This window comes from Enterococcus xiangfangensis, from assembly GCF_005405365.1.
Lineage (GTDB): Bacteria > Bacillota > Bacilli > Lactobacillales > Enterococcaceae > Enterococcus_A > Enterococcus_A xiangfangensis.
Map to the genome: position 1 here is coordinate 133028 of NZ_BJDX01000005.1, position 23993 is coordinate 157020.

26 protein-coding genes are annotated in these 23993 nt (G+C 39.8%); 3 read left to right on the top strand and 23 right to left on the bottom strand.

What is annotated here, in order from left to right; genetic code table 11:
- Positions 1 to 32: 32 nt before the first annotated feature.
- The 6 genes from FFM68_RS07740 to FFM68_RS07765 all read right to left on the bottom strand — a co-directional run bounded on the left by FFM68_RS07740 (position 33) and on the right by FFM68_RS07765 (position 4101).
- Positions 33 to 680 (bottom strand): HI_0552 family protein, encoded by a 648-nt coding sequence (locus tag FFM68_RS07740; protein ID WP_137618804.1) that lies wholly within the window; start codon positions 678 to 680, stop codon positions 33 to 35.
- Between the two features lie 150 nt (positions 681 to 830).
- Positions 831 to 1694, bottom strand: coding sequence for a sulfite exporter TauE/SafE family protein (locus FFM68_RS07745; protein WP_137618805.1), 864 nt, complete (start codon positions 1692 to 1694; stop codon positions 831 to 833).
- 362 nt (positions 1695 to 2056) lie between these two features.
- Positions 2057 to 2425 carry a VOC family protein gene (locus FFM68_RS07750; protein ID WP_137618806.1) on the bottom strand — a complete coding sequence of 123 codons (369 nt, stop codon included), beginning with the start codon at positions 2423 to 2425 and terminating at the stop codon, positions 2057 to 2059.
- Complete coding sequence (locus tag FFM68_RS07755) at positions 2418 to 2768, bottom strand: iron chaperone (RefSeq protein WP_137618807.1); 351 nt, start codon at positions 2766 to 2768, stop codon at positions 2418 to 2420. The genes FFM68_RS07750 and FFM68_RS07755 overlap by 8 nt, the downstream gene beginning before the upstream one ends.
- A 75-nt stretch (positions 2769 to 2843) precedes the next feature.
- Complete coding sequence (locus tag FFM68_RS07760) at positions 2844 to 3149, bottom strand: hypothetical protein (RefSeq protein WP_137618808.1); 306 nt, start codon at positions 3147 to 3149, stop codon at positions 2844 to 2846.
- Entirely contained in the window at positions 3142 to 4101 is a 960-nt protein-coding gene (locus FFM68_RS07765) for a helix-turn-helix domain-containing protein (protein ID WP_137618809.1), read from the bottom strand. The genes FFM68_RS07760 and FFM68_RS07765 overlap by 8 nt, the downstream gene beginning before the upstream one ends.
- 189 nt (positions 4102 to 4290) lie before the next feature.
- Here FFM68_RS07765 and proC point away from each other — a divergent pair, with 189 nt between their 5' ends.
- Positions 4291 to 5103 (top strand): pyrroline-5-carboxylate reductase, encoded by an 813-nt coding sequence (proC, locus tag FFM68_RS07770; protein WP_137618810.1) that lies wholly within the window; start codon positions 4291 to 4293, stop codon positions 5101 to 5103.
- A gap of 190 nt (positions 5104 to 5293) precedes the next feature.
- Here proC and lpdA read toward each other — a convergent pair whose 3' ends face one another.
- The 8 genes from lpdA to FFM68_RS07810 form a co-directional block, all read right to left on the bottom strand.
- Positions 5294 to 6685, bottom strand: a complete 1392-nt coding sequence (gene lpdA, locus FFM68_RS07775) for a dihydrolipoyl dehydrogenase (RefSeq protein WP_137618811.1) — start codon at positions 6683 to 6685, stop codon at positions 5294 to 5296.
- Between the two features lie 11 nt (positions 6686 to 6696).
- Positions 6697 to 7917, bottom strand: a complete 1221-nt coding sequence (locus tag FFM68_RS07780) for a dihydrolipoamide acetyltransferase family protein (RefSeq protein WP_137618812.1) — start codon at positions 7915 to 7917, stop codon at positions 6697 to 6699.
- Positions 7918 to 7928: 11 nt separating this feature from the next.
- The gene (locus FFM68_RS07785; RefSeq protein ID WP_137618813.1) at positions 7929 to 8906 is read right to left on the bottom strand and encodes an alpha-ketoacid dehydrogenase subunit beta; all 978 of its coding nucleotides are present in this window, start codon (positions 8904 to 8906) and stop codon (positions 7929 to 7931) included.
- Between the two features lie 124 nt (positions 8907 to 9030).
- Complete coding sequence (locus tag FFM68_RS07790; protein WP_137618814.1) at positions 9031 to 10035, bottom strand: thiamine pyrophosphate-dependent dehydrogenase E1 component subunit alpha; 1005 nt, start codon at positions 10033 to 10035, stop codon at positions 9031 to 9033.
- Positions 10036 to 10051: 16 nt separating this feature from the next.
- A complete protein-coding gene (locus FFM68_RS07795; protein ID WP_137618815.1) occupies positions 10052 to 11008 on the bottom strand; it encodes a sugar-binding transcriptional regulator in 957 nt (318 codons plus the stop codon).
- A 347-nt stretch (positions 11009 to 11355) separates the two neighbouring features.
- Complete coding sequence (locus FFM68_RS07800) at positions 11356 to 13080, bottom strand: ABC transporter permease/substrate binding protein (RefSeq protein WP_137618816.1); 1725 nt, start codon at positions 13078 to 13080, stop codon at positions 11356 to 11358.
- On the bottom strand, positions 13073 to 14272 hold the full coding sequence (locus FFM68_RS07805; protein WP_137618817.1) for a quaternary amine ABC transporter ATP-binding protein: 1200 nt from the start codon (positions 14270 to 14272) through the stop codon (positions 13073 to 13075). The genes FFM68_RS07800 and FFM68_RS07805 overlap by 8 nt, the downstream gene beginning before the upstream one ends.
- Positions 14273 to 14400: 128 nt before the next feature.
- The gene (locus FFM68_RS07810) at positions 14401 to 15039 is read right to left on the bottom strand and encodes a GntR family transcriptional regulator (protein ID WP_137618818.1); all 639 of its coding nucleotides are present in this window, start codon (positions 15037 to 15039) and stop codon (positions 14401 to 14403) included.
- 274 nt (positions 15040 to 15313) lie between these two features.
- On the opposite strand from FFM68_RS07810, the gene FFM68_RS07815 reads away from it, so the two are divergent.
- On the top strand, positions 15314 to 16489 hold the full coding sequence (locus FFM68_RS07815; RefSeq protein WP_137618819.1) for a NupC/NupG family nucleoside CNT transporter: 1176 nt from the start codon (positions 15314 to 15316) through the stop codon (positions 16487 to 16489).
- 120 nt (positions 16490 to 16609) lie between these two features.
- Here the strand turns inward: FFM68_RS07815 and FFM68_RS07820 are convergent, their stop codons facing one another.
- The 8 genes from FFM68_RS07820 to rbsR form a co-directional block, all read right to left on the bottom strand.
- Positions 16610 to 16918 carry a hypothetical protein gene (locus FFM68_RS07820; protein WP_239585119.1) on the bottom strand — a complete coding sequence of 103 codons (309 nt, stop codon included), beginning with the start codon at positions 16916 to 16918 and terminating at the stop codon, positions 16610 to 16612.
- Between the two features lie 3 nt (positions 16919 to 16921).
- The gene (locus FFM68_RS07825) at positions 16922 to 17251 is read right to left on the bottom strand and encodes a hypothetical protein (protein WP_137618820.1); all 330 of its coding nucleotides are present in this window, start codon (positions 17249 to 17251) and stop codon (positions 16922 to 16924) included.
- Positions 17252 to 17445: 194 nt separating this feature from the next.
- A complete protein-coding gene (locus FFM68_RS07830) occupies positions 17446 to 17745 on the bottom strand; it encodes a DUF5960 family protein (protein WP_137618821.1) in 300 nt (99 codons plus the stop codon).
- Between the two features lie 40 nt (positions 17746 to 17785).
- Positions 17786 to 18187: a hypothetical protein gene (locus FFM68_RS07835; protein ID WP_137618822.1), complete on the bottom strand. Its 402-nt coding sequence runs from the start codon at positions 18185 to 18187 to the stop codon at positions 17786 to 17788.
- A gap of 167 nt (positions 18188 to 18354) precedes the next feature.
- Complete coding sequence (gene rbsU / locus FFM68_RS07840) at positions 18355 to 19242, bottom strand: ribose/proton symporter RbsU (protein WP_137618823.1); 888 nt, start codon at positions 19240 to 19242, stop codon at positions 18355 to 18357.
- A gap of 21 nt (positions 19243 to 19263) precedes the next feature.
- Positions 19264 to 19659, bottom strand: coding sequence for a D-ribose pyranase (gene rbsD / locus FFM68_RS07845; RefSeq protein WP_137618824.1), 396 nt, complete (start codon positions 19657 to 19659; stop codon positions 19264 to 19266).
- Between the two features lie 16 nt (positions 19660 to 19675).
- Positions 19676 to 20581, bottom strand: a complete 906-nt coding sequence (rbsK, locus tag FFM68_RS07850) for a ribokinase (RefSeq protein ID WP_137618825.1) — start codon at positions 20579 to 20581, stop codon at positions 19676 to 19678.
- Positions 20582 to 20692: 111 nt separating this feature from the next.
- Positions 20693 to 21685, bottom strand: coding sequence for a ribose utilization transcriptional repressor RbsR (gene rbsR / locus FFM68_RS07855; protein WP_137618826.1), 993 nt, complete (start codon positions 21683 to 21685; stop codon positions 20693 to 20695).
- A 190-nt stretch (positions 21686 to 21875) separates the two neighbouring features.
- Between rbsR and FFM68_RS07860 the strand changes: the two genes are divergently transcribed.
- On the top strand, positions 21876 to 22796 hold the full coding sequence (locus FFM68_RS07860; RefSeq protein WP_137618827.1) for an alpha/beta hydrolase: 921 nt from the start codon (positions 21876 to 21878) through the stop codon (positions 22794 to 22796).
- 22 nt (positions 22797 to 22818) lie between these two features.
- On the opposite strand, the gene FFM68_RS07865 is transcribed toward FFM68_RS07860, so the two are convergent.
- Entirely contained in the window at positions 22819 to 23781 is a 963-nt protein-coding gene (locus FFM68_RS07865; RefSeq protein WP_137618828.1) for a sugar-binding transcriptional regulator, read from the bottom strand.
- Between the last annotated feature and the right edge of the window lie 212 nt (positions 23782 to 23993).

A 23993-nucleotide genomic window follows, 5' to 3' on the forward strand; every position in this document is an offset into this window, starting at 1 on the left:
AAAAACTTTGAAAAAATCCTTTGATACCCAGATCAACTTAATGCAAAATACAAAGGCGCAAGTTCTTCTAATGTTCGCACCGTTTCTTGGACGATGCTCGGTGTAGCTTTAAATGTTAATTTTCCTAATTGGAAACTGCGATCTTGCATTGCTGCTTGTAATTTTTGCGGCTGGTTGTTGTCGGCTAAAAATTCTGTCAGCGGCAAGTGATCGTCTAATTCATGTTCTACTTGCGGCCAAATATAATAGTCCTCAATATTTGCCACACCTTTGCTCCATTCATGTAAGCTGGTCAACAATTTATTGTATTCGGCTAAACTCCCTGCCCGTTCGTCGCTTTTATAATGTTGGAACATCAAATAGACTTGAAATTGTTTTCTATTTAACAATGCGGCCAAACAGGCATTTTGATTTCTGTGTTGCGGATCACGATAGGCGCTCCAAAAATGATTCCGTAAATTCCATCCATTGGTCCAACTTTCAATTTTGGGTTTTTCCATATGGTATTCTGTCGGCAGCTCCTTAGCAACAGCTTGCTGCCATGCTTTCCACTTTTGCCAGTGTTCTTTGTACTCTTGTTTTATTTGTTCCACTTCTTCTATTGAATAAAATTCCTTTAATTGTTTGAAGGCAAAAAAATCACGTTCAAATAATTGAAAGTCATCGCTCATTAATTCCATGAAATCGCCTCTTTTCCTTAAATCATCCTTATTGTAAACATTTCAAAATATTTATTCAAACAAAATTTGCAAGCAGAAAAAGACCCCTTCCTCAAACTGAGAAAGGGGTCGAGCGGTTTTAAAATTTTTTTGTAACCGTCCGAACTGTAATTAACGCAAGCCTTTGCGAATATAGGTGACACCTGAGTAGATAACTACTGCGATCACGATCCAAGTCAAAACATCCATGTTTAATCCAGTAACGAATCTAGTCGCAATGACGACGCCGATAATCCCACCGATTGTAATAGCCAAACTAACTTTTCGTGCATAGTCACCAGATTTGATGAAGTTCACGCCGGCAACTGGCATCAAGCCCGCACATGAAGCCATCATGATTGGAAAAGCGACTAATGGATTCAAGCCCAACATATAAACTAAAGCCATACATGGTGCATACAAACCAACACCGATTGTCATCAACGCACCTAAGATAAAGTTTCCAACGATCCCGATGATCAATTTGATTCCCGTCAAGCCAGTCAACGCATTTCCTGTTCCTAACATATCAAGCAAGCCTAATTGTTTCAAAGCCATCAAGCCAGCCGTGATGATCAGAGCGATCCCCATGTAGAACTGTACTTTTTTCTCTGGCAGTTTGCTGACTGTTTTAGAACCTACATAGGAACCAACGATTGCAGCAATAACTAGCGAGAATAATGTCAACGGTGCCACTTTTACAACGGTAATAAAAATAAATGCTTCGATAATTACTGGAACCGTGTGGGCGACATTCAATGTTCCCGGTAGTTTGCGGTCATTGTCTAACTGTTTCGTCATTTCCAACAACATCGTCGTCGGAGCGAAACTTCCAATTCCTAACGTATCCATCGCATCAGTCACCAGACCGATCACTCCTGAGACTATGGCGTTTCCGCTGCCCCAATTTCCTCGTTCCGCAGCTAAATCGCGAATAAAATAAAAAAGATAATAAACTAATAGGACGCCTAGCAATCCCAACAAAATTTGTACCATGATTTTCTCCTTTGACAATTTAATAATAAAGCGCTTTTTCCTTATAAAATAATACAGCAATCCACAAGGAATTTAACTTAAATCAACTAACAGTTTGATGATATTCATCCAATAAACAGTACATTATTCAAAGGGGACTGTCAAATCGTTTTCAAAAAAAAGAAAGCGGATCAAAAGTGAGCCGCTTTAAGAAATAAGCAGGTCTTTTCAAAAATCGCTGTTCAAATTTTTATGAAATTTCAGCGTGTTTCTAAAGATGCTGCTAAAACACCATTGATCCAGAAAAAAAGGCGTGACAAGAATTTTGTCACACCCACATGGTTGCCGCATTCGAAAATTGGATACTGCTGTGTTAATTCTGATTATTCTTCACTCAAGACAAAATAATTATTCTCAGGATCTGAAAAATTGAATAATTTTTTGCCTGCTTGTTCTACGATTGGATTTACCACTGGACTGATCTTTTGCAGTCGCTCATGATAGCCCTCCAAGTTCGATACTTTTAATAATAATGAAGGGAAATTATCGACGACTTCCGGAGAATACTCCGCAATGAATCGCCGATCAAACAAAACTAACTGGACCGACTCAAACAATTCTACCGTTACTTGCTGCGAGCCATCGACCATCGTTTGCTGCGAGCGGATCGTTCCACCCAATCCTTCTTGCCAAAAAGCCGCACAAGCAGCGACATCATTGACATACAACATGATTTCGATTCCTTTAAGCATCGTTAGTCACCACCTCTTCTAAACGAAAATGAACCATTCTTTTGATCAACTCGATCGGTAATTCTTGCTCATACGGAAACTGCACGGCACCTTTTGAAGTTTTGTAGTCTTTCAACTGTTCTTGAAAAGCCGTCAACACGCTAGGTGTCGGGTAAAATCCCAAATGCTTTTTCATCGCGCCAAAGTGGACCAAATTTTCTTTTAAGTAAAAAGTCGGCAGCCCATAAGAAATTTTTTCAGTTGTTTCTGCTGGAACGATTTCTTTGATGAGCTGATAAAGCTCTTTCAGCAAAGCTTGTTGCCCTTTTTCAGCATCGTTGATGTAAATTTCAATCGGCGACATCCATTCAGCTCCTTATTCATAATAGCCTTTTCATCTAGTTTAGCGAAAATAACTAAAAAGCGATATAAATTTGCTCTACTCTTTCAATAAATCGCCTAACGAAAACCCGTCAAAAGTTTCACCGTCATAGTATTTCAACAACTGATCAGCCGTCAATAAAGAAGACGTCATTTCCTCCTCTTTATCCTCAACTTGGTTCAAGGCTACATATTCTTGGTATTGCTCAGCCAATTGGCGATACATCGCTTTTTTTGATGGACCTGCGCCAGTGATAAAAGGCAGTTCTTTGATGTGTCCACGATAAAACGGCAAGCCATCAACCCATTCGATTGGCTGTTCTGCAACAGTCAGCTGAACTTCGGCAAAAATTTCTTCATACATTCATTTTCTTCCTCTCGTTTTTTCGATACTGACTCGGCGTGACTCCTTCGATCTGTTTGAAACGTTTATAGAAAAAGGCTTTGTCTTTATAGCCTAAGCGTTCCACAATCGTTTGCACCGTCAATTCTGTCTGTGCTAAATAACTTTTACATCGCTCGATTTTTCGAAATAAAACAACTTCGGTGAACGATTGACCCGTTTTTTCCTTTAGTAAATTGGACAAATAATTGGGATGAAAATGAAATTTCTGCGCAACTTCTGCTAATGTCACTTGTTCTAATCGTGCATCGATGTATGCTAAGATTTCTTCAGTCAACTGTCCATTCGAAACAATATCATCTTTAGCGACTAAACGTTCCGGCGCCGCCTGACTGATCTCAACGATCAAGAGCACAAACGCTGATTTGGTTACTTTATTATTAAAATAAGCCATTTTGACGATTTGTTTCAACAATAGTAACGCATAAAAATGGACATCCGTCTCCTCAGTAAAATCATAGACCAAATAACGACCAATGCCGCTAAACTCCTCGCTTAACGCCTCAATAAAAAAACGATAAAGCAGCGGTTCTTCGAAAAATTGTCCCAGCAACGACTCAGTGAAATAACTCGGCTTGAAATAAAAGGCGAGTACTTCAGAATCAACATCTCCGCTGTAAGAAAGGTTTGCCGCAGTATTTGTTACGATCAGTCCTCCCGCGTTTAGTGTCGCTGCTGAGTTATCTGTTCTAACAACTGTCGAACCTTTTATCATGTATAAAATCCGAATAAAACCTGTAGGAACACAAATCTGATCACATGTTTTTTTAGTCACGAAGGCTGCAATTTCTCGTTGCGGATTTTCTGTAAAACGCCGAACTTCACCGAGCATTTTACCATTGTCGTCTAAATAGCAATCCAATGTTTTTAGGAATCGATAAAAATCAGCATATTGTGTCGCTGTTACATCCAATGAACTTCCCACCTTAGAATCAAACACTTTCTTCTGTTTCTAAACTATTTTAAATAAATGCCTAACAGCATATACTTACTTTATTGATTGTACCATTTTTTCAAATTTTAAACATTTGATTCAAACACTTTCATCATTAGTTTAATTTTGTAGCTTAAAAACTAGCTGCAAAAAACGGGAGGAATAAACATGAAAATTGGTTTTATCGGTGCCGGCAATATGGCGACGGCAATCGTTACAGGAATTATCCAAAAAGGTTTCAGTCAACCAGAAGACATTTATCTATACGATATCTCAACTAAAAAAGTCCAAGCCTTTGCAAAAGAAGTTGGCGCACACGCATTGGAAAATCCGCAAGAAGTTATCGAAACCGTTGACACTTTGATTTTAGCGGTCAAACCGAACGTCATCAAAGGCGTTTTACTCACCGCAAAAGACGCAATCTTAAAAAATGATCCGCTGATCGTTTCCATCGCCGCTGGAACTAGTACCGAAACGATTTATGAAGTCTTTGAGACCAATCAGCCGATTCGGATTGTCCGTGTGATGCCGAATATGAACGCAATGGTCGGCGAAGGCGCAGCCGCTGTTTGTGGAAACACAAGTGCCACACAAGCAGATATATCAACAATCATCGACCTGTTTAACGCTGTAGGCAAAGCTTGGCCGCTAGAAGAAAAATATTTTTCCATCTTCACAGCGATCGCTGGAAGCTCTCCCGCCTATGCCTTTTTATTTATCGATTCCATCGCTCGTGCTGCGGTGAAAAACGGCTTGCCAAAAGACCTTGCTTTAGAAATGGCGACCCAAGCCATTTTAGGCAGTGCAGAAACGTTGGCTCAGAGCAAAGAAAATCCGTGGACCCTAATCGACCGCGTAAGCTCTCCCGGCGGAACAACCGTTGCTGGCATTGTCGAATTAGAAGACCACGGCTTCATCTCCACTGTGATCAAAGGAATCGACGCAACCATCCGCAAAGACGAAGAATTAGGGAAGAAATAAACTACGGGCAATATTATTAAGGAATATGATTTCTAGAGCCATGAAAATATAAATCGATACCATACACACAGGGTCTAGCTACATTTTAGATATCATGAATTACTTTGGATATTTTTCTATATTGCAATTTACACTCTATAAAAAATTAGATACACAAAAAGGTATGTCGAATATTCAACATACCTTTTTGCTATATATGAATTGGTAGCCCTAATCCAACTTCACAAGTATCCATAACCATTTCTGATAACGTTGGATGGCCATGAATCGTTAGAGCAATATCTTCTAAAGTTAAATATGATTCAATCGCTAAAGTAATCTCAGCCACTAGATCACTAGCGTTAACTCCAACGATTTGGGCACCTAAAACTAATTCTGTCTCTGCTTCAAAGACCAACCGGACAAACCCTTCGGTAGCATTCAAGGATAAGGCACGCCCATTTGCCTGCATTGGAAAGCTCGCAGTCTTAGCTTTAATTCCTAATTCCTTAGCCTCTGACAAAGTATAACCTACAATTGCAACTTCTGGATCAGTGAAACAAATTGCCGGAATTGCTCGATAGTCTTTCGCCACATTTTTCCCACCAATTACTTCTGCTACAACCTTTGCTTCGTAACTTGCTTTATGAGCGAGTGCTAACCCTTCTACAATATCGCCAATCGCAAAAATAGTTCTTTGCGAGGTCCGATATTGTTCATCAACTTTGATTAATTTCCGCTCAGTCAATTTGACACCAGCTTTTTCTAAGCCTATGCCTTCCGTATTTGGCCTCCGACCGACTGTCACCATCACATAATCGGCTTCGATAGTTTGTATCTTACCTTCAGCCTCGAATTCTACGACTACACCATTTACAGATTCTACAGCTTTTTTAGCTTGTGCATCTGTAAAAATCTTCACACCGTTTTGTTTAAAACGTTGTGCAACAATCTTTTGAATATCTGCTTCAAAACTTGGTAGGATATTTGAACTCCCCTCAATAATTGTTACTTCTGAGCCAAGATTTCTATAAGCGCCGCCAAGCTCTGAGCCAATTATTCCACCACCGATAATAATCAATTTCTTTGGAATCTCTTTTAAGTTTAGTCCGCCAGTAGAATTTATTACACGGCTACCAAAGGAAAAACCAGGAATTTCGATTGGATGGCTGCCTGTTGCAACGATTGCATGCTTGAACTCCAGTTTCTCTTCACCCATTTTTGTTGCAATCGTTAGACTCTGTGGACCAGTGAATTTGGCATACCCCATAATAATGTCCACACCATTTTTCTTCAAAAGCATCTCAACACCTGATGTTAGTATTTTTACAACCTGCTGGTCCTTCCATTTTTGTGTCTTAGTAAAATCTAGGTCTGCTGATTTGACACTTAATCCTAGAAAATCAGAGTGCTGTGCTTCTTGATAACGATGCCCTGCTGTGATCAATGCTTTAGATGGAACACATCCTACATTCAAACACACACCACCAATATAATCAGCTTCTATCACGGTGACTTTTTGTCCCAATTGCGCCGCCCGAATTGCTGCTACATAACCACCAGGTCCTGCACCAATTACGACTGTTTCAGTTTTTTTTATCATTTCGGTGCCTCCTATAACAACAAGCTCATTGGATTTTCTAACAGGTCAACGATCATACTTAAAAATGCTGCAGCTGGTGCACCATCTACGACCCGATGATCGAAGGATAGACATAGATTTAATGCAGTAATTGTCGCAACTTGAGAACTTTCTGATGTATCTTTTACAACTAATTTCTCATAACTGCCGCCAATCCCCAAAATTGCCACTTCTGGTAAGTTGATGATTGGATTAAATGTTTGAACTTTACTACGACCTAATGAACTGATTGTAAAGGTTCCTCCACTCATTTCTTTCGGCATCAATTGACCGTCCCGTGCTTTTTTCGTTATGTTTTTTACTGCTACAGTCAACTCACTCAAGCCTTTTTGATCAGCTTGCTTTATGACAGGTACTACTAAACCATCAGTAACTGCTACTGCTACTGCTACTCCAAGATTAACATGATCAAATTGCTGAATACCGTCTTCATAGGCATTGGCATTGAATTCTGGGTATGCTTTCAATGCAACCATCACCGCTTTTGCAATAATTTCTAAGAAAGACAACCGTTCACCAGTACATTCTTCTACCATTGGCAATAATTGCTCCCGTAGTTCGATCACTTTTGTCATATCGACTTCCGCATTCATTGTGACATGCGGGATCGTGTGCTTGCTTTCTGACATCTTGTCTGAGATTACTTTACGCATACCGCTCCAAGGAATCAGCTCGTCTTCAGTTGCTTGTGTTGTCGGCATTGATGCAGTTATAGATTCTTGGTAGTCTTTTACATCTAATGATTGGATTCGTCCTTTCGGCCCTGTTCCTTGAATTTTTTGTAAATCGATTCCTTTTTCCCGTGCAATTCGTCGAGCTGCTGGCGTTGCTCGAATTTTTTTTGTCGCAACCATTGTTTCCTCGTCCGATTCAGCTGCTTCCACTACTTCATCATATTTATTTTCTTCCTTGCCTGCTGTTTCAACCTCGGATATTTTCGAGGGAACGTTCTCACCCACTTCACCGATGTAGGCGATCACTGAATTCACCGGAGCACTTTCACCCTCACCGATGTATTTTCGGAGTAAAATCCCTTCATCATAGGCTTCCACTTCGATCGCGATTTTATCAGTCATCACTTCAAAAATTGCTTCTCCGATTTCTACGGAATCACCTTCACTTTTTAACCAAGTTGTGATTGTTCCAACGTCCATTGTGGAACTTAACTTTGGCATCAATACTTCATTCGCCATCTTTATCCCTCCTATGCCATCAATCCACGACAAGCTTCAACAATATCTTCTACTTGAGGAACGGCTTTTTTTTCGAGCTCTGGATGATAAGGCATCGGAATTTCCTTGCCTGCTAAACGAATGATTGGTGCATCTAAGAAATCAAAACATTCTTCTTCTGCAATCACACTAGCTAGTTCAGCACTGAAACCACTACGTTTTACTGCTTCCGTTACCACGACTGCCTTACCTGTTTTAATAACTGATTCAATAATCGTTTGTTTATCTAATGGCACCAATGTTCGTGGATCAACAACTTCAATCTGAATGTCCTCTTTTGCTAAGATATCTGATGCTTCCAATGCTTTATGAACCATGATTCCTGTAGCTACAACGGAAATATCTGTTCCTTCTCTTTTTATATCTGCTACGCCAATCGGAATTGTATACTTTCCTTCCGGTACATCTGAACTTGTTCGATAGCAAAGCTTGTGTTCATAAAACATTACTGGATTATTATCTTCAATCGCCGCATGCAGTAATCCTTTTGCATCATATGCAGTCGCTGGTTGAATAACTTTCAGCCCCGGGACATGAGCTGTCCAGTTTTCTAAACTTTGTGAATGCTGTGCCGCCGCACCTGTTCCAGACCCCCCAGGAGTTCGCATTACTAAAGGAATTTTCGCTTTTCCACCATACATATAGCGAATTTTCGCTGCTTGATTAACTATTTGATCTAGTGCAATTGTAATGAAATCTGAAAATTGAATTTCAAAAATCGGACGCATCCCTGTCATTGCTGAACCGACTGCCGCACCAGCAATCACAGATTCAGAGATTGGAGTTGAGCGAATTCGCTCTTCACCAAATTCTTCTACCATACCGCGGCTTACCCCGAAAGCGCCTCCATAAACACCGATATCTTCCCCTAACATGAAAATATCTTCATCTTCTCGCATTGCTTCAGACATCGCTTCTCTGACCGCTTCCGCGTACGTGATTTCTCTCATTTTTTCTCCTCCTATTTCATACTGAAGTATTTATTTTTCTAAAAGAAAAATAAATCTGATTTTCACCACGTCTACTATTTTAATAATCTACTAAAGTAGAAAGTAAAACTGGCATCCACTTCTTCTACTCGGAATAAACGTCTTCATACATGCTTTCAATTACTGGCATTGGACTTTCTTCCGCAAAGGCTACTGCATCTTCAATCGCTTGCTTTGCAGCTAAGCGAATCTCTTCCGCCTCTTCTTCAGTAAAGAGTCCCGCTGTAACAAATTTTTCACGAGCCAATTTGATTGGGTCATGATTTTTACGCCAATCTTCTTCCTCTTCTTTTGTACGATATTTTTTCGCATCAGATTTCGAATGTCCTTTCCAGCGATAAGTCATTGCTTCAATTAACGTTGGTCCTTGCCCTCGACGTGCTTTTTCCACCGCATCATAAGTTGTATTAATTACTTCAATAACATCATTTCCTTCAATTGTTATCCCTTCGATTCCATAAGCTTTTGCTCGTTCAGATAAACGTTCGACATTCATCATCGTTTTGAATGGTCCGCTCATGCCATATTGATTATTTTCAATAAAGAAAACGACCGGTAAATCCCAAATAGAGGCTAAATTCAATGATTCATGGAAGCTGCCTTCATTGGTTGAGCCGTCTCCAGCATATGCTAATGCAACCGCATCCTTTTTTTTAAGTTTTGAAGTTAAAGCCGCGCCGGTAGCGATTGGGAATCCTCCCCCTACGATACCATTTGCTCCAAGATTTCCTGTATCAAGATCGGCAATGTGCATAGATCCGCCTTTACCATTATTCGTACCTGTTGTGCGGCCGAATAGTTCCGCCATCATTTCATTGATATTCGTCCCTTTAGCAATTGTTTGTCCATGGCCGCGATGTGTAGCAGTGATCCAATCTGTTTTTCGCAGAACAGCACCACTGCCAGCTGCTGTTGCTTCTTGACCAACCGCTAAGTGTGTTGTCCCGTGAATTAACCCTTTGGCAAATAACTGGTCAACTTTCTCATCAAAGAACCGAATTTCCCACATTCTTCGATAAAGTTCTACCAAATTCTTATCCGTCAAACCCGCTCGATTTGGAATTGAGATATTTTTTGTTGCTACCATCATCTATGCGCCTCCATTTTTATTTATCTTCATCTAGTAATGTTTTAGCTGTTTCTTCATCGGTGATCAAAATATTAACTAATTTTCCTTTTAACGCAGCACGGATTCCACTGACTTTCTCTTTTCCCCCAGATACACCAATACGTTTTTGAATTTTCTTGAGTTCTGCTAGACTAATCGCCAAAACCTGATCGTTCCAAGTGCAGTCTGCTAGTTTGCCCTCCTCATCAATAAAGTTGTAACAAATATCTCCCGACACATTGCCAGCAGATAGTTCCTTTCTTAAAGGTACTTCTTCATTTGGCAAATACGCTTTAGTCATCGTGGAATATGCTGGTAGGCCACCGATTCCAACTAATGCAACATCGGCTTTTTTTCCTTTATCAAAAACTTTCCTGATGAACGACTGTTTCATAAAAACTTTTTTTGCTTCGGCAGAATCTACGGTAATCGGTGCATGTAGTTCTAGCACTGAACCACCACTCTTACGTGCAAAAATCTCACAGACTACATTTGCTTGTAATGCTGTATGCTCTTGACCTAAACCACCAACTAACGGAATAAAACGAACATCGTCCATTTGATTTTTTGGCAAGAAATTTTGTGCTGTTTCGTGAACCGCCATGCCTGCTGAAACACCAACTGTCTCATCTCCTTTTAAAATTCGAGACAAGTATTTTCCCGCCGCAATACCAATTCGTTTGTTTAGCATCTCAGCTCCCACAGGTGCAATACAAATTACTTCCGTTAAACCATACTTCTCTGTCAACTTTTCTTCTAATAAACGATATGGGTGAATTAAATCATCGTGAATTATGATTTCTACTAATCCTAAAGATCGTGCCTTTGCTAAATACTTGGAAACTAGTGAACGGCTGATGTTAAACTTTTTTGCAACATCTGATTGTTTAGCGCCTTCCTCGTAATACATCGAAGCGATCTCTGTCAGTAATCGTGCATCGTCAGAATAACTCATTTTTTATTCCCTCCTAAAGCGAATATTTCCTAGCCGTGTTGTTTTTTGTCATATGCTATACCATTTAACATATGACATAATATCATCATAAAAGTTATCACGCTGAGTGTCAACGCTTTCAATAAAATGATTTTGTTCACAAACTAATATTTACAAAATGTTATGTCTGTGTCATTTTCGGAACATATGTCACAGATTTTCACAGTTATCTAATACTTTCAAATTTTATAGTACATATAAAAATACCATAGTGAAAATCATAAGTTATCGGAACTATTTTGGTAATCAGTCAATTATCTTAGAAAAAAGCATGCAGATTCTTTAGAATCAGCATGCTTTTACATATTTTATTTCTTCCACTCTGCAACTTCTTTTTGGTGGTCTTTGATCCAATCTTTTGCGGCTTGGGAAGGATCTTTGCCTTCATTGATTGCTAACATGACACTTTCCATATCTTTTTGTTTCCAATGGAAATTATTTAATACGTTGTACGCTTCAGGTTGATCTTTTTCCAATCCTTTGCGGGCCATCGTATGAATGGCTTCTGCTGTTCCCATCGTGCCTTTTGGATCTTCTAAGTATTTCAATCCATATTTGGCAAACATCCAATGGGGAGACCAGCCTGTAATGACGATTGGTTGTTTCTTTTTGATTGCTTGATTGAGTGCAACGGTCATAGCGCCTGAAGAGGATGTTGAGACTTTCCAATCTGCAAGGTTTGGATAAGTCTTCACTGTATTCTCTGCTGCAGTGACTACACCCGCACCAGGCTCGATTCCCGTGATTGTTTTATCGGCTTGGTCCGTCAAGTCTTCGATCGAATCCACATCCATATAGTCTGGTACAACGATTCCGACTTTGGCACCTTTTAAATTGACACCAAGATCATCTACTTGATCTTTGTATTGAGCATATTGTGACTTGTGGGTATTTGGCAGCCAAGCAGCGACCATCGCATCCGATTCGCCTTTTACTACAGATTCCCACATGATCGCATTGTCTAGCGGTGTCAGATTGACGTCGTAGCCCATCTCTTTTAAGACTTCGCCGACCACATGTGTCGACGCGACTTCTGAATCCCATTCAACATAGGTCAGGTTGATTGTGCCTTTTGTTTCTTTAGACATTCCGTTAAGGCCAAATGAAGCGAACACGATTACTGCCGCGACTACACCCGCAATGATCCCAATTTTTTTCTTATTTGTTTTTGGTTTCTTTTCAACCGCGTGTTGTTTTGGTTTGTTGATGTTTTGTGTAAACCGGTCAATGATAATGGCTAAAATCACTAACGCCAAGCCATTGACGAAGCCATTTCCGACCTGTGCACGCTGTAAAGCAGATAAGACGCCCCGACCTAGACCGGGAGCACCGATCATCGATGCGATCACAACCATTGATAAAGCTAACATTGTCGTTTGGTTGATCCCGGCTAAAATCGTACTTTTAGCTAACGGTAATTCTAATTTAAACAGTTTTTGTTTTCCGGTTCCGCCAAATGAATCCGAAGCTTCGATCAATTCTTTAGGAATTTGACGGATTCCCAAATTAGTAAAACGAACGGTCGGCGGTAATGCAAAGATCACAGAAGCAAATACCCCAGGTACCATTCCGATTCCAAAGAAAGCAACCGCTGGAATCAGATAGACAAATCCCGGCATCGTCTGCATGAAATCTAAAACCGGTGTGATGATTTTTTTAGCTGTTTCATTTTTAGCCATCAAAATTCCTAGCGGTACCCCGATGATAATCGACAATAGACTAGATAAAAGAACTAATGTAACAGTACTCATCAGATCGATCCATAATCCCTGATTATAAATAAACAATAACCCAATCAATGTAAAACTCGTCAGTCCCCATTTTTTATTCGAGATAAAAAAGGCGATAACAGTCAAAACAAGAATAAATAATAACGGTGGAATCATTGTTAATAGATTGGTCATTCCATCCATCAAAAATTGTCCCGCATGCTGCAAGACAGAAAATAGTCCGGCAAACGTTCCAGTCAGCCAATTAGTAAATCCTTCGACCCAATCAGCAACAGGTAAGGATTGTTGTAAAAAATTAACCATGGATTTCCACCTCTTCCGCTTCTGTATTGGCTAATGCCTCTAACACACTGCCGCGAATGACGACGCCCACTAAGCGATCGCCTTCGACTACCGCCAGCGGTGCCGGCGAGTCAAAAATCAGATTGAAAATATCCGTGACCAGCATATCTTTAGGAATCCGACGGACATTTTTATCGATGACTTCTTTCAACGTTAAATTATTTTTACGAGCTTCTAACGCTTTTTCTGCCGTCAGACTGCCTTTTAATTTTCGTTTGCGATCTACTGCTAAAAGCATGCTGACTTCTTCTTTACGCATTCGATTCAACGCGACATTGGGTCCATCGACTTCGATATTTGTCGTAAATGCCGGAACCATGATATTTTGTGCAGTTAACACTTTTGAACGATCCACATCTTCAACAAAATCGCGTACATACTGATTGGCTGGATGGGTTAAAATTTCTTCGCCGGTACCGATCTGCATGATTTGGCCGTCTTTCATCAATGCGATTCGATCACCGATTCGCAAAGCTTCATTCAAATCATGCGTGATGAAGATGATCGTTTTCTGTACATTTGATTGCAAGTCTAACAATTCATCTTGCATTTCACGGCGAATCAACGGATCCAACGCAGAGAACGCTTCGTCCATCAACAAAATTTCAGGATCATTGGCTAAGGCTCGTGCCAAGCCTACTCGCTGCTGCATTCCGCCAGATAATTGATTGGGATATTGATCTTTGAAGCTCAATAAACCAGAATTTTCTAATGCTTGTTCTGCTTTAGCTTGACGCTCGGCTTTTGGTACGCCGCGCACTTCAAGTCCGTATTCTGTATTTTCTAAAATCGTCCGATGAGGAAACAAACCAAAGTTTTGAAAAACCATATTGATTTTATGGCGGCGCACTTCTCGCAGTGCTTCTTTATCCATTTTGGCAATATTTTCTCCATCGATGTAGATTTCCCCTGAAGTTGGATCGATCAAGCGATTTAATAAACGGATCAGTGTGGATTTTCCGCTACCGGAAAGTCCCATAATAACAAAAATTTCTCCTTCATTGACTTCAAAATTTGCGTCATACACACCAACAGTTGCACCTGTTTGTTCTAAAATTTCAGTCTTTGCGCGATTTTCTTGGATCATCGCAAGGGCTTGTTGCTGTTTCTTACCAAAGATTTTAGTCAGATGTTCTACCTTAACTTTACTCAAAAACATATCCTCCTCTTAAAAGTGACCATACAACCTTAACATCATGTGGTCACTTTTGTCAAAAAAGATGATGAAAATTTTCTGCAAACAAAAAAAGAAAAAACCGCAGCTTTTTCTTTTGGACTAAATTATTTATCTGGATAGAACAAATGCTGCATCCGTTGCAAAACCAATTCATTGCCGACAAAAAATAATGTGTCGCCGGCACAGATCTTGGCGTAAGGTCCAGGAGACAACAACAATTCGTTTTTTTGCTGGATTGCGATGATGGTCGCACCGGTTTCATGCCAAATATTCAACTCATTGATCGTTTTTTCCAAGTGTGCCGCGGCTTCTGTCAGCGTCAATTCATAAGGGACAAACGGCGCAACATTATGGACGCGTTTTGTTTGTAAGATCAATTGATTCAACAGTTTGCTAACAGAATCCAACTCTTGTTTCTGTTTTTCGACACGAGCTTGGATTTCGGTATTTATTTCTTGGATCGATTGCACATCTTGATACTTTTCAAAATAAACTTGCGCTTTTTCCCGCGAACGGACGTAGGCTCCGCTGCCGTGGCGGACTTCCATGATCCCAAGATCTACTAAAACATTGATCGCTTTGCGCGCCGTTTCTGGCGAGACATTAAAATTACTGGCCAATGTCGAACGTGCATGGATCTTTTCTCCTACTTGATATCGTTTATCGGCGATTCGTTCAGCGATTTCTACTGCTACTTGTTGGTAGCGCGGCAACAAAATCCGCTTCTTGTTTTCCCCTTCCATTCCGATCCCTCTTTTTCTGCAGAATTCTTTCCAAGCATAGCATATTTTTTTCAGAAAAGCTGTAATCACCCTGTATCGATAAAATGAATTTGTTAGTGTTTTCCTCTTTAGAATTTAATCATAGAAGCAGATTTTTTTGAGATATCTTTCGCAATTTCGGCTAAAAAAAGTTACGCTATCTCAGATTGCCGATTCTGCTGAATGTTACGGCAGCATGATGAGGGAAAAGGCATGAAAAAAATGAAGTGAATTTATAGAAACTAGGAGTGATTTTTTGCATTTTTTGATAGGTATTATTGGGTTGATCATTGTTTTAGCGTTAAGTTTCTTGATCAGCAGTGATCGTAAAAATATTCGCTATACGCCGATTTTGGTCATGTTAGTATTGCAATTTTTATTAGGATTTATTTTATTACGAACGACTGTAGGAACGACCATTGTCAGCGGCTTAGCGGGTGTATTTGATTCCTTACTGAGTTTTGCCGGTTCAGGGGTCGCATTTGTTTTTGGCGGGATCGCCAACAAAGGCAGTTTTCCGTTTTTCCTAAATGTTCTGATGCCGATCGTCTTCATCTCTGCGATCATTGGAATCTTGCGCTACATTAAGATTTTGCCGCTCTTCATGAAAGGGATCGGGCTCGCACTCAGCAAAATCAATGGCATGGGAAAATTGGAATCTTACAACGGAATTGCTTCGGCGATCTTAGGACAGTCTGAAGTATTTATTTCCATTAAAAAAGAACTTCCTTCATTATCTGAACAACGTTTAACGACTATGGGAATCTCGGCAATGTCGACAGTTTCTATGTCGATTGTTGGTTCTTATATGGCATTGATCCAACCGCAGTATGTGATCACTGCGTTAGTGTTAAATCTATTCGGCGGCTTTTTGATTGCCTCGATCGTGAATCCTTATCAACTGGAAAATGACGAATTAGTGATTGAAGAAGACAAAGATCAGACCTTCTTCCAAATGTTGGGTGAATATATTTTAGACGGCTTCCACGTAGCCGTGACTGTAGCGGCGATGTTGATCGGTTTTGTGGCATTGATCGCGATGATCAACTTTATTTTTGCTAAGATCACCGGTTTGACCTTTCAAGAGATTTTAGGTTATGTATTTGCACCATTGGCTTTCATCACAGGGATTCCTTGGAAAGAAGCAGTTGACGCCGGTAGCTTGATGGCTACAAAACTAGTGACTAACGAATTTGTAGCTATGACTGAGTTAGCAAACGGCAATTGGGATTTCTCAGCTCGTACGACTGCGATTATTTCCGTTTTCTTAGTCTCTTTTGCCAACTTCTCTTCTATCGGGATCATCTCCGGTGCTATGAAGGGTTTGAATGAAGAAAAAGGCAATTTAGTTGCCAAACACGGCTTAAAAATTTTGTTAAGTGCCAGTTTAGTCAGCTTTTTAAGTGCGATTATTACGGGCTTGATCTTCTAGCCAAAAACACCGATCAACACCCAAAACGGGCTGTTGATCGGTGTTTTTTTACATTCTGATAGTCCTACTCCTCTAGGATCAAGGGAGCATGATACTTGTCATCATTTTTATTTTAGCTGATTAGATTGTTTTTAATTTGATAAAATGCCCCGCGGCAGATTCAATAACTTGTTCTACTTGATAATGAGGAACAAATTGCGGCTCATCGATCTCAAATAAAGTGACTTCCTTACCAAAGCCGGGAATCCCCACGACTAAGTTTTCTGTTTCTAAATGCAATTGCATCACATTTTGCAGTTTGCTTGAGATATCCAAGACTGTCTGCTTGTCTTGGCTTTGATACCAACTTTTTTGACGCAGCAGTCGCAAGCCATTTCGCAAGATGGTATTTTGAATCGTTTTTTGGCGAATAACTTCTTTCCACATCATCTGCTAAGCCACCTGCTCTTTTACTGTGACCGTTACTCTGACTCCTAAAGCGCGGCCAGTGTCGATCAGCTGTTCTGCGATTTCTGTAGGGCAATCTAAGTAAAAGACAAACGCTGTATAATTTTTAGCAAACCGCTCTAAAAACTGTTTCCCTTCAGCGAGTAAAGATTCTCCAGTCAGACTTTCATAAAAAATAACTTGTTTGTTGCGTAAGAAGGTCTGCGGAAGACCTTTTTTTACTCCTACGACAGCTACTTTCTCACCTTGATAGTGACGTTTGATATGGTTCCATATCTGTTTTTCTGGTTCCGCTTTCTTTTTAAGAATAAACAATTTATTAACTTCCTTTCAGATTTTAATTCATCGCGTGCAGGAAATAGTCCTGCTGCTGGTAAATCATGCAAGACCATCACCTCCCATTCTTGAAAAAAATAACAAACCATATTATATCTATCATATCAGCTTCTAATTTTAAAGCAAGCCAAAAAAAGACTTTTGAGTTTTTCTAAACTCAAAAGTCTTTGGATTTACGGTTGTTCGTCTTCAACAACTGCGTATTCATAAGGGGAACCTTCATAGAAAAATTGGGTCGAAACTGTCGCTTCATTATCCTGCGCGATCAATTCTTTACGAAATGGAAATCTGACTGCTTGTCCGTTGACTGTTTGATCACTAGGTAAAATGTAGACAAGTTGATCATCTGGGATCGGTTTATTCAACTGTTCCATCACTTCATCGATCACTTGCTGATCGGTCATTGCCGTTTTTGCCACCTTTTGATAATCTTCTAAAAATGCTGTTTGTCCTTCAAAATAGGTCTTATCCATTTTTTCCGTCCTTCCCTCTGCATTTATTTTAAAGACTCGCTCAATCAGCCAAGTCCAGATGCCCTGCTGCTGTTTGATATACTGGCCAACTGCCTGCCAATTCCACCCGAATTAACGTCAATTCCGGATATTTTTTGATCGTTGTCACAATGGAATCAATCAATTTTCCTTGCATCGTCAACTGTTCTTGCGGTGATAACAACGTATCTTGATCGAGTATTTTTCGGTATTCTTGATTTGCTTGAACGATCCCACGAAAAGCTGCTTTAAAAGATCGTTCAATTTTGCGGGCAAATTTTGCTTCATTATCAGTTGTGTAAGCTATTTCTGCCTTTTCTACTGAAAAAGTTGTATAGATTAACGGTACCGTCGAAACCGGTTTGACCGGCGATACATAATAAAAAGCCTCTTCTAAAATATCTAATGAGATTGTTAGTTTCATAACTTCTCCTCTTCTTTACTGAAGGAATTTCCAAAAACAGTCTTCTTTTCTATATTTTGATTATACCATTGCCTTCAACTTTTTTACTTTGATTTATCTCCCGCAAAAAAAAGGGATGCGACAAAAGTCACATCCCTTTTTCCGAATAAATAGTCTGTTACAACCGCTTAGAGCATCACTGTCATCGTTGCGGCAGCTAAAATCAATACCAAGCCAATGATCGTAATCGTCATTTCTTTTTTTGTTTTTCTTTGTCCTAAGAACCAAATACCTGTCAATGTTGCTAATACAACTGATGTTTGAGATAAAATGAAGCCGGTCGCTAAACCGTTCATATTTGGTTGTGCAGAAATTAAGTAAGTCAATGCAGCAAAGGCGAAAAAGAAACCAGAAAAAATATGTTTATAAGAAACGGCTTCTGCAAAAGCAGATTTTTCTTTACCTTTAACACTCAGAAATGCTGAATACACAACAGCAACTAAGAGCATACCGATTGCTTGCGGTAAGAAGGCATGCATGCCATCGATGCTTGTTGCTTGCGGTGCAGCTGAATATGCCCAATAACCAATTTCTCCAACTGCTAATAAAATTACGGCTTTTTTCAAAATGCTTGCTTTTTCTTGTGTTTTTTCTTCTGTCCAAACAGTCATCCATGCACCAAGAATAATTAAAATCAAAGCTAGTCCGCCTAATAATTTTGCGCTTGTTCCTGGCCAGTTTCCTAATGCAAGTACGCCCCAAAGAGAAGCTCCTAACAATTGGAAGGCAGTAGTGATCGGCATTGCTCGTGATGAACCGACCATTGTGAATGATTGGAAAGTAATGATCTGTGCAGTCGCCCAGCCGATACCTGAAAGAATCGAGAAGACCAGATCCATTCCGGTTGGCAAGCTGATACCGTTAACTGCTGCGAAAACTAGAGCAAAGATCAATGTTCCTAAAGTGGAACCTAAAATTTGATTAACTGGCCGTCCGCCAATTTTTGATGCGATTGTAGGATACAATCCCCAACCAAGTAATGGTCCTAATCCGATTAAAAGTGCTGTTGCGTTCATATTTTTTCTCCCTTCACCCGTCTAGAATACGACGCCGCTTTCTAATAAAATATTGGCATAAGGAGTCATTTCTCCTGTCCGAATAAATGCTCGGCTATCATGCAGTGCAGCTTTCATTTCACTATGCGGGATAAACGTTATCGGCATTTCTGGTAATCGTTCTTGAATTTGTTTCAACATTGTTGGATTTTCTGTTTTGATTTCTTCAGCTAAATAAATTCTTTGAACTTCTAATTCTTCCAACACATTATTTAAAACATCCATAAAACTTGGAATACCATTATCGACCGCTAAATCGATTTTTTCTGTTGTCATAGGGACCGGCATACCGGCATCGCCGATACTTATTTGATCGAAGTGCCCCATTTGTGAGATCACGCGTGAAATATCTGAATTAATAACTTTTCCTTTTTTCATTGTAAACATCCTCTCCTTATTTCAATTCATTTTTGTATGGGATAGAAGGTTGCGCACCAAAACGTTGAACAGTTAGTGAGGATGCTTTGTTTCCATATTCGATGGCTTCTTCTAAATTACTAAAATCATGGGCTAAGACACTACTCATCGCACCGATAAATGTATCTCCTGCCGCAGTCGTATCCACTGCATTTACTTTGAACGCTGGTATGATCCCATTTCGGCCTTGCACGTCATAATAGGCTCCTTTGCTGCCGATCGTGATGATCACTGCTTCGATTCCTAATTGGTGTAACTGATCTGCTGCTGCTTTCAAGCTAGCTTCATCTGTAACTTTGATCCCAGTCAAAATTTCTGTCTCAGTTTCATTTGGAACGATCATATCCGTAACTTTCAATAATTCTTCAGGAACATGTTCTAAAGCAGGCGCTGGATTTAAAATTGTCTTTACTCCAGCTTCGCGGGCAATTTTAAAAGCTTCGACAGTGCTTTCTAAAGTGCTTTCAAATTGAGCAATCACGAAGTCACTTGCCTTGATCACATCGGCTTGTTCTTGTACTTGTTGCGGCGTGAATACATTGTTGGCACCTGAATGGATCATGATGCTGTTTTCTCCTTGATCATCCACAATGATGTAAGCTTGACCGGTTGCTTGCTTTTCTAAGGTTTGTACACCAGCCAATTCAATCCCTTCATCCGCTAATAATCCGCGCATCATTTCACCAGCTGCATCGTTTCCGACTGCACCGATAAAATTTGTAGCTGCTTCAGAACGTTTAGCTGCAACGGCTTGATTTGCGCCTTTGCCTCCGCCGGCTGAGAAAATTTCTTTCGTATGCATCGTTTCACCTGGTTTTGGCATTTGCTTCACTCGGATCGTACGATCAAGATTTATACTTCCAATGATTGTAATCGTATTCATTTTATTCACTCCATCTCTAATTCTTAAGATTTATTTGCTCATTTAGTTTGAATTAAAACGTTTTATTAAAACGTTTTAATTCGACACCAAAAATATAGCACAGCTTGAAAACTATTTCAAGTGTGCAGTTGAAAAACGTTTAATTAATTGTACGGGCAAGGTTTTCTCTTCCCAATCTTTCTCAGGCCGTTCCACTCTTTCCAGTAATAATCCCGCCGTTGTCTGCCCCAATTCATAGATGGGCTGAGCGATCGTTGTCAATTGCGGTGTCACGTATTCACACATATCGACATTATCGTAACCAATCACACTATAGTCTTGCGGAATTTTTTTCCCCAGCTCAGCAAAACCTAAATACAAACCAAAAGCCAATTCATCATTAATCGCAAACACCGCCGTCACGTCTGTCTCCACAACTGCTTTGGCTGCTTGGCGCCCACCCTTTTTAGACATTTTTGCATAAATTAAAACAGCATCCGGATAAACTGTTTGAAACCCTATCAGTCGTGTTTGAATATTTTCCGTCGCATTTTCTGGTAAAACAACGGCAACACGTTGATGACCGAATTGTTTCAAATGTTCGGCAGCCATGTTTCCGCCTGAAAAGTCATCAGTCAAAACAGCATCACTGAATCCTTCTGCTTTTTTTTGATCCAAAACAATATATGGAAAATTCTTTTTTCGCAGCGTCTCGTTGATCGCTCGGTTAGAAATCGCCGAACTAGCAATAATGTAGCCGTCGACACCGCGGCGACTCAATTCTTCTAAATAATCCGTCTCTTTTTTTGTATCCAAATCGGCATTGCACAACATCGTCACAAAATTCTCACGATATAAAACGCCTTCAATCCCACGAACTAGCGTACTAAAAAAAGGATTCGTGATGTCTGGGACCAATACACCAATGGTCTTGCTTTTTTTCATGATCATTCGCCGTGCAAAATAATCCGGTTCATAATGCAAATCGGCTTTAGCCGCCAAGACTTTTTCAACTGTTTTCGGACTAAACTTTTGGTCATTTCCATTTAAAATCTGGGAGACTGTGGCAATTGAGACCCCTGATCTTTTGGCAACATCTTTAATGGTGATTTTTTTGTTTTTCATCTGATCTCTCCTGACTCAACTGCTACATTTTCTCATGAAAAATCGACCCTGTAAATACGCTCAGATGTAAACTTGCTATGCCGTGCAGTTTTTTCTATACTGCTAATGATGGCTTGATCAATGTTCTCGGCTCAGTTTTTTTAATTGTAATCGATCGATTAACCGTTAAAAAATAGAAAGAAGTGAAAGAATGAATCGAACGGCAAAAATCATTTTAGGTATCGCTTTGTTTCTAGTTGTTGGACTGATTATTGCGGGAAATTATTTTTACGCGTATGCTGTCATTCCAACCAAAAAAGACTTCATCGCAACGCGTTCTGAGAAAAAATCGACCCAATTAAGCGAAGCTGAAAATTGGTTCAAAAATAATCATCGTACATGGCGGCTCACTTCAAAAGACGGTTTGAAACTAGCGGCGTATTATCTGCCCGCCAAAACGACTCAGCATAAAACAGTTATCATTGCCCATGGCTATATGGGACAAGCAACTGATATGCCGCAATACGCCAAGATCTATCATGATCTCGGCTACAATGTCTTGATGCCTGATGCTCGTGGTCATGGCAAAAGCGAAGGGGATTATATCGGTTTCGGCTGGCCAGAACGAAAAGATTACCTTCAGTGGATTAACCAAATCATTGAAAAAGATTCCCATGCCGAGATCGTGCTTCACGGAGTCAGCATGGGCGGAGCAACAGTAATGATGACTAGCGGTGAAAAATTACCGAATAATGTCAAAGCCTTTGTGGAAGACTGCGGCTACAGCTCAGTCACGGCTGAATTGAGTTATCAATTAAAACAACTCTTCAATCTTCCCGCATTTCCGTTGGTCCCCGTTACTAGTTTGATCACAAAAATTCGAGCAGGTTATTTCTGGAGCGAAGCAGACGCAATCAAACAATTGAAAAAAAATCACCGTCCAATGCTCTTTATTCATGGCGACAAAGATGATTTTGTCCCTTATTCAATGCTTGCTGAAGTCTACCACGCAACAAAAGGACCAAAAGAACGCTATGTCGTCCACGGTGCCAAACACGCTGGATCATTGACCAAAGATCCCGATATGTATCAAGAAAAAGTCACTCATTTTGTTCAGCAATATGTTCCGTGATCTACAAGAGAAAACGAGACTTTCAATATGTCTCGTTTTTTACTTGTTTTAATAAATATTCAGCTATACTATCCGTCACTATAATATGAGTAAAAATTTTCGTTTTCATACCTATATATAGCACATCTTTTTTATTATCTTCATAGCAAACTACTGCAACATTAGGAATTTTTCGTATATCGTCGATACCTAAACCAATTACATTCTCGTTTATCTTACAATTGACTTCCTGTCCTGCCTGATCAATAAACCTTGAATTGATATCCCCGATTACATCAAGCTTTTCCAATTCATCAATATCTTGCTGATTCACATAGCCAATTTCTGTCATTGTATTATTTTTAGAAAACGGGTTAGCAAATCCAACTAATGCAAAATCAACATTCTTTCCTGCCTCCAATACATCGTGGATTCCATCATTTTCAAGCAAGCTTTTTTTTATGAGTATATTATCTACTAATGCCGGTGCATATAAATATTTGCACTTTGCTCGTAGCTTCTTCGCCAAATCATAGGCCAATTGATTAGAATGAACATCCACCATCTCAGTTCCCAATCCACCTATTAGGGGAATGATGGTAGTATCTGAATGATTCTCATAAGGATATTCATCAACAATTCCCCGCATCATTTTACCCCACGAAAGTCCAATTGTCTTTGCTTTTACGATTTCTTTTTGTAAAGCAATGATCGCTGTTTGAATTAATAATCGTTCAATCTCATCTTTTCGCAAACTACTGGTATCTAAGACCACTGCTTGTTTTAGCCCGAATTTCTCTTCTAAATTCATCTCCAATTCAATCGAGTAGGCACTCTCACTCTTAATAAAAATATCAACTATACCTTCATTTTTTGCATCATTTAAATACTTGGAAACTAGCGAACGGGAGATTCCCATGTGTTTAGCAATTTCCGACTGTTTTAGATTTTTTTTATAATACATCGTGGCCACTTTTACGATGTCACGATTATGTTTTATGGCCATTTTGATCCCATCCTCTAAATAGCTTTTGATTCTCATTCACTATACGAGTGATTCTAAGTGCATGCAAGTAGTGTGGGGGACAAAATCTATTTTCTAAAATAACTTAGAACAACAAAGAAAAACTTCTGTCCCAAAAATTTACTTCTCCCCTTATCGTTTTGATAAATAAGTTGAACTAACAAATGAGGATGCACCAGATCTGGTACATCCTC